Here is a 6,214-nt window from a genome sequence, read left to right as displayed (position 1 = left end):
GCATTCTGCAGGGCCTGATAGCGGGTTTCCAGCTGGGCTTGCTGCTCTTTCAGGGCGGTCAGCGCCTCCTGCTTCTGCAGGCGAGCATCCTGGGACAGATCGCGCCACTGGCTGTTGATGTCGCCTTGTAGCAGGGTGATCTGCTGATTCAGGTCATCGATGGCGTGACGCGCCACGCGCATGGCCTGGTTTTTCTGTTCCACGGAATAATTCTGGATATCGTCCAGCGTTTCTTCCATCTGGGTTTCCACTTTTTCCGGTTCCGGCGTTTTCACGTTGGGAACGCCTTCCGTCTCTGCCCACGCCGTGGCGGTGGTCACCAGCATAAGGGTGGCGGCGGCCAATAATCGGTGTGTCATCGGGACAACTCCTTGTTTTGCCTTTTGTGCCAAATCTGGCTATGCCTGTACTGGAATGTGACAAGTCAGACGGCAAAACGCTCCCCCGATGATGCAAAAAGCCGTAAAACGAGGCCAGAATGCCCCGTTTTACCCGGGGATTCATGCGTTGAGAATATACGCCAGCATCTCCACCACCTGCTCCGGGGTGCGCGCTACCGCATCGGCGGCGGCATCCACCTCTTTCAACGGATGATCGTGCTCTTCATCGTGCAAAATGATCATCGGTGTGCCCAACGCCGCCGTGTAGCCGGCATCAAATGCCGCATTCCATTGCTTATACTTGGGGCCAAAACGCACCACCACAAGGTCCGCCTCGTCAATCAGCTTGCGGGTACGGATACCATTGATGCCGGCACCCAGGCGGTCTTCCCAGAAACGCTTGTCTTCCGCACCGAGAATATTGACCCCCACCTTGTCGCTGGCCTCGTGGTCCGTCACCGGGCTGCTGAATTCGATATCCAGCTCTTTCTCGGCGCAACCCTGCACGATGCGCTNGCGCCAGTCGGTGTGAATTTCCCCGGAAAGGTAAACGGTCCAGAAACTCATGGTGATTCTCCCGATTGATTCTGAAAAGCGGCAGGATAGGCCCGCCGGATTGCAAAAGCCACCTTCCGAGCGCCGCACCCTCAACGCCTGATGCCTGACGCTAAATGAAAAAACCTCTGTACAGAACGCTGCAGCCGAGTTAATCCCATTGCACCTTGAACCGGGGCGGTGGCTGCCGTTAAATGCCTCCATTCGTTTTCATTGATTTCAGGAAGGGTATGCCATGCGTATGACATTTTTGCTCCTGCTCGCCACCGCGCTGCTGGCAGGCTGCGACGACCCGGACGCGCCGGCAAAGCCCGCTGACAAACCGGCCTCCACCGACAAGAGCGACGCCGCACAAACCGGTGCCGCCCCGGAAATTCTGGTGCGAATCGTCCATACCCTGAATAAAACCGATGAGCAGTGTGACGCTGACGGCTGCCCGAAAGTGGACCTGCAATGGCTTACCTTTGAGAACCAGCCCGCACTGAACGACGCCATCACCCAGAACCTGGCCGCCATGCTGATTCAGGATGAAGGCAACGCCACCCACGATGGCACCATCGAAGGGCTGGCCGATGCGTTTCTGCAAGATGCGTCCGACATGGCCATGGCCTCGGAGCAGGGCTGGGAGCTCAATGCCACGGTGAAAAAACAGGGCCGACGCGGCGACCTGGTAACCCTGTCCATGGAAACCTATGAATACACCGGCGGTGCCCACGGCCTGCCCAGCGTGCAGTACTTTCACTGGGACCTGGCCAAACAGCAAAGCGTAAAACCGGGCGACCTGCTGGTGCCCGGCCAACAGTCTGCCTTCTGGGAAAAAGCCCGCGAACAACACACCGCCTGGCTGGACGAGGAAAACCTGGACCAGGCTTTCCGTGACAGCTGGCCGTTCGACAAGACCGATAACGTCTTCTTCAGTGACGAAGGGATGGTGCTGCAATACAACGTGTACCACATCGCGCCTTACGCCATGGGCCAGCCTACCCTGACGATTCCCTATGCGGAGCTGGAAGGCATTGTGCGCGGGCAATATTTGCCACAGCAGTGACAAGTTACGAGAAGCGAGTTTCGAAGAGCGAATATCAAAACAACCCGGCTCTCATGTTTTTGACTTTCGAAACTCGCTTCTCGTCACTCGCAACGGTTTCCCTCTCCTACGCCGCCACCAACGCTAACAGAAACACCAGCTCCGCCAGAATCACGCTGGCGCCCAACGCATCGCCGGTATACCCCCGCAACTGCCGCCACAGATACCCACCCCACAGCAACGCCACCACTGCAACGGACAATATCGCCGGCACCAGCGCTCCGGCTAAGGCCGCCACTGTCACCGTCATCGCGGTAGCGACAACCAGGCGTTTTGCGCTGAAGCCTTCCGCTACGGGTTTGCTTTTACTGGTGTCCGGGTCGGTCACGTAGGGCAGAAACCGCATTAACCACAGCGGCGTTAAACGGCCGATCACCGGGCTCAGCAACAGGGCCAGCCAAACGGAATTCGCGTCTGCCAGCAACAATCCCTTCAAACCCAGCGCCATGATCAACGCCACCGCCCCATAGGTGCCGATACGGCTGTCCTTCATGATTTCCAGACGGCGTGCCACGGTATAACCACCACCCAGCGCATCCACACTGTCTGCCAGTCCGTCTTCGTGGAAAGCCCCGGTGATCCACAGGTGAAATGCCAGCACCAGGGCCACACTGATCCCGGTATTCCAGAATCCGTCCAGCAACACGAACAGCGCCGCGTACACCATCCCCAGCAGCAACCCCACCAGCGGAAAATACACACTGGAACGGTTCATCAGTGCCTGGCTGTAATCAATGCGCACCAGCATGGGCACGCGGGTCAGAAATCCCACTGCCAGCCAGAACGCCTGCCATTCATCTTGAATACAGCGCTGAAGAGAACGGTTATTGTCCGCTTGTTGTGTCATCAAACATCCTGCTGTCGATAGGCCTCGTGGAGAACATTGACTGAATCAGGCCCCCGGCCTGATCACAAAATGTGTCGTGGGGTCCAGGAAGAACATCTTCTTCCAGCCCTGCGGCGCCTCGTCAGCCCGCCAGAACAGCGGCAACAGACTCACCAGGGAATAGTGCAGATGCGGCGGCTTGCCCGCCGCATTGCCACTGTCCCCCACGGTGCCCACCGGGGCGCCCGCCCCCAGCCAAATGCCACTGTCGGCGATGTACTGCAAATGGGCGTAATAGTGCAACCGCCATTTCGGCCCCAGCATCAGCACCACCTTGCCGCCCCGCGACAGCTCGCCGCGGTACAGCACCAGGCCGCCACTGCTGGCGATCACCGGCGTCCCCGCATCAGCAAAGATATCCACGCCCTTGTGAACCCCGGACTGGCCCCAGGGGTGATACCAGAAAGTCTGCGGGTGCCAGTCATTACGGTCTGCGCCCTGCACCGGCACCTGCCGGGCCTCCGGCAGCAGCAAGCCTGCCACCAGTACAAACAGCAGCAGCCACAGGCCGCGACGGGTTACAGTACGGATTCGCGACATAATTCCAGCCACCTCTCAATGCCAGGGCTGCGGTACTTCTGGCGATGCAGCACAAAATAGAATTCCCGACTGAAATCCCGGTGCGGCACCGCCAGCTCCACCAGCGAGCCCCGCTTGAACGCCTCCTGCAAACACACCCGCGACAGGCAACTGATGCCCAGGCCGGTTTCCACCGCCCGCTTGATCGCCTCGGTATGCTCCAGCTCCAGGGCCAGGTCCAGCTCGGGCACCAGCCCGTGCAGGGCCCGCTCGAAGGTCTGCCGGGTACCGGAACCCGACTCACGAACAATCCAGTGCGCCGCCCGCAAATCGTCGTCAGTCAGCGCTCCCTTACTTGCCAGCGCATGCTCCGGGCGACAAAACACCACCAGCTCATCCTCGCGCCAGGGCAACAACTCCAGGTCCGGGTGGTTCAGCTCGCCCTCGATAAGCCCCAGATCCAGCTCAAAGGTGAGCACCCGATCCACAATCGAACGGGTGTTGGCCACTTCCAGATGCACCCGCGCACCCGGCTGCTGAGCCATATACTCCGCCATGATCGCCACCGCCAGGTAATTGCCGATGGTCAGGGTGGCGCCCACATTGAGTCGCCCCAGATCCCGGTGGGACTGCAGGTCCGCTTCCAGCTCACGGGCCTGGGCCAGCAGCGCTTCCGCCCGCGGCCAGAACTGCCGGCCCAGCTCATTGAGCTTCAGCCGCTTGCCGGCCCGCTCGAAGAACTTCACATCGTACAGCCCTTCCAGCTCTTTCAACGCCCCGGATGCCGCCGACTGGGACATGCTCAGGTGCTTGGCCGCATGGCTCACATTTTCAAAGTGGGCAATGGCAAGAAAGACTTCCAGTTGCCTGAGGGTGTAGCGCATGACCACCTACCCATGATTAAATGAGAATCATTATTGATTGTGACTGGCATGCTATACCTGATTCATCGATATCAAATATCGGAACAACCCATTTTACCGATAAATGCCATTCGGTTAAATTTCCACCATCTGGAATTTTGGAATAAGCGCTGATTTAACTATGTCTAATTTGAATACCGAAACCGTCAAAAGCGTTCGTCACTGGAACGATACCCTGTTCAGCTTTACCACCAGCCGGGACCCGGGTTTCCGTTTCAAGAACGGACATTTCACCATGATTGGCCTGGAGCAGGACAACGGCCGCCCGTTGCTGCGCGCCTATTCCATTGCCAGCGCCAACTATGAGGAAGAACTGGAGTTCTTCAGTATCAAGGTGCAGGACGGCCCGCTCACCTCCCAGCTGCAGAACATCAAGCCGGGCGACAAGATCTACGTGAGCCGCAAGCCCACTGGCACCCTGGTGGCCGACCACCTGCTGCCGGGCAAGAACCTGTGGCTGCTGTCCACCGGCACTGGCCTGGCGCCGTTTATGAGCATCATCAAGGACCCGGAAGTGTACGAACAGTACGACCGCGTCATCCTCACCCACGGGGTCCGTCATGTGTCCGAACTGGCCTACCAGAACACCATCGAGAATGAGCTGCCCAACAACGAATTCTTCGGTGAGTTCGTCAACGGCAAATTGCTCTACTATCCCACGGTGACCCGTGAGCCGTTCCGTAACGAAGGGCGCCTCACCGACCTGATGACCAGCGGCAAGATCTTCGCAGACCTGGGCCTGCCCACCCCGAGCCTGGAAAACGACCGCTTCATGCTCTGCGGTAGCCCGGCCATGCTCAAGGACACCACCGAGATCCTCGACAACTGGGGCTTCAAGGAAACCCGAGGCGGGGTGTTGGGTGAGTACGTGATTGAACGGGCGTTTGTGGAGAAATAGACGCAACACGTTTCACGCTGCATGCAACACGCTAACGGGCCGCTTTCGCGGCCCGTTTTTTTATCTGTGCCCGTCTCTCTGCAACCCAGTCTGCTACTCTCCACTAGCCTTTTCGGGGAAGGGAATGTTCCAGCCGTGCAACCACAATCCATTGCCATCATCGGGGCCGGTACCGCCGGGCTCGCAACTGCGGCGTTGTTGGCCCAACAGGGCCACACCGTCACGCTGATAGAACGGGCCCCCGCCCTGGAACCGGTGGGTGCCGGCTTGCTGTTACAGCCCGCCGGACTCAGCGTCCTCCACCGCATGGGGCTCTATCAGTCCATGTGCCGTTACGGCGCGCATATCAATGCCCTGGTGGGGCACACCTGTTCCGGGCGCGCCATCATGAACAGCCATTACCGCCCCCTTGGCGAGCAGACCCACGGCCTGGGCATCCACCGGGCCAGCCTCTGTCATGTGCTGGACAGCCACCTGCAAACCCTGCCGCATCAACGCCGCATGGGTTGTACCGTGCTCACCGTAGACTCTCAAGCACACCAAACCCTGGTCACCCTCGAAAAAAACCAGCGTACCGAGGTGCTTGCCTTCGATGCGGTGCTGATCGCCAACGGCAGCCACAGCCAGCTGCGACCAGCGGCCTGGACGCGCTACGATCGCCTGTACCCGTGGGGCGCCATGTGGGCCATGCTGCCCATGGCCGCCCCCTTTGACGTGCCTCTGCTGCAGCAGCGCTATCACCGGGCCAGCGCCATGGCCGGCATTCTGCCCACCGGCAGCCGCCCGGACCAGCCGGAGACACCGCTAGCCAGCTTTTTCTGGAGCCTGCCGGTCACCGAGATCGCCCAATGGCAACAACCGGACTTTGCCGCCTCACCTTTTGAAAAATGGCGCGGCGCACTGCATACCTTCTGGCCGCAACTGGACGAGGTACTGACACCACTGACCCAGGCGCAGCAGCTAACC

At 59.6% G+C, this 6,214-nt stretch carries 8 protein-coding genes; 3 read left to right on the top strand and 5 right to left on the bottom strand.

The window, feature by feature from the left end; all coding sequences use genetic code 11:
• Positions 1-359, bottom strand: a 359-nt coding sequence (locus tag A3754_RS20660; protein ID WP_063521188.1) for a hypothetical protein, incomplete at its 3' end; no start/stop codon positions are given.
• Between the two features lie 141 nt (positions 360-500).
• A complete protein-coding gene (locus tag A3754_RS20655) occupies positions 501-947 on the bottom strand; it encodes a YtoQ family protein (protein ID WP_063521187.1) in 447 nt (148 codons plus the stop codon).
• Between the two features lie 223 nt (positions 948-1,170).
• Between A3754_RS20655 and A3754_RS20650 the strand changes: the two genes are divergently transcribed.
• Complete coding sequence (locus A3754_RS20650; RefSeq protein WP_063521186.1) at positions 1,171-1,983, top strand: DUF3298 and DUF4163 domain-containing protein; 813 nt, start codon at positions 1,171-1,173, stop codon at positions 1,981-1,983.
• 106 nt (positions 1,984-2,089) lie between these two features.
• Here the strand turns inward: A3754_RS20650 and cobS are convergent, their stop codons facing one another.
• From cobS to A3754_RS20635, 3 genes are read right to left on the bottom strand one after another with little or no spacing between them, the layout of a single operon-like run.
• Positions 2,090-2,869: an adenosylcobinamide-GDP ribazoletransferase gene (gene cobS / locus A3754_RS20645; protein WP_063521185.1), complete on the bottom strand. Its 780-nt coding sequence runs from the start codon at positions 2,867-2,869 to the stop codon at positions 2,090-2,092.
• Between the two features lie 45 nt (positions 2,870-2,914).
• On the bottom strand, positions 2,915-3,448 hold the full coding sequence (locus A3754_RS20640; protein ID WP_063521184.1) for a M23 family metallopeptidase: 534 nt from the start codon (positions 3,446-3,448) through the stop codon (positions 2,915-2,917).
• A complete protein-coding gene (locus A3754_RS20635; RefSeq protein WP_063521183.1) occupies positions 3,427-4,311 on the bottom strand; it encodes a LysR family transcriptional regulator in 885 nt (294 codons plus the stop codon). The genes A3754_RS20640 and A3754_RS20635 overlap by 22 nt, the downstream gene beginning before the upstream one ends.
• A 160-nt stretch (positions 4,312-4,471) precedes the next feature.
• Here A3754_RS20635 and A3754_RS20630 point away from each other — a divergent pair, with 160 nt between their 5' ends.
• The gene (locus A3754_RS20630) at positions 4,472-5,248 is read left to right on the top strand and encodes a ferredoxin--NADP reductase (protein ID WP_063521182.1); all 777 of its coding nucleotides are present in this window, start codon (positions 4,472-4,474) and stop codon (positions 5,246-5,248) included.
• Between the two features lie 135 nt (positions 5,249-5,383).
• Positions 5,384-6,214 (top strand): NAD(P)/FAD-dependent oxidoreductase (locus tag A3754_RS20625; protein WP_063521189.1); only part of this gene is annotated, 831 nt, incomplete at its 3' end.

It is taken from the genome of Alcanivorax sp. HI0083 (assembly GCF_001635175.1).
This window is presented reverse-complemented; position numbering and strand designations above follow the sequence as displayed.

What these genes read in the sequence shown, in the direction of transcription:
- cobS (WP_063521185.1), bottom strand. Translation starts at nt 2,869, where the DNA reads ATGACACAACAAGCGGACAATAACCGTTCTCTTCAGCGCTGTATTCAA.
- A3754_RS20640 (WP_063521184.1), bottom strand. Translation starts at nt 3,448, where the DNA reads ATGTCGCGAATCCGTACTGTAACCCGTCGCGGCCTGTGGCTGCTGCTG.
- A3754_RS20650 (WP_063521186.1), top strand. Translation starts at nt 1,171, where the DNA reads ATGCGTATGACATTTTTGCTCCTGCTCGCCACCGCGCTGCTGGCAGGC.
- A3754_RS20635 (WP_063521183.1), bottom strand. Translation starts at nt 4,311, where the DNA reads ATGCGCTACACCCTCAGGCAACTGGAAGTCTTTCTTGCCATTGCCCAC.
- A3754_RS20630 (WP_063521182.1), top strand. Translation starts at nt 4,472, where the DNA reads ATGTCTAATTTGAATACCGAAACCGTCAAAAGCGTTCGTCACTGGAAC.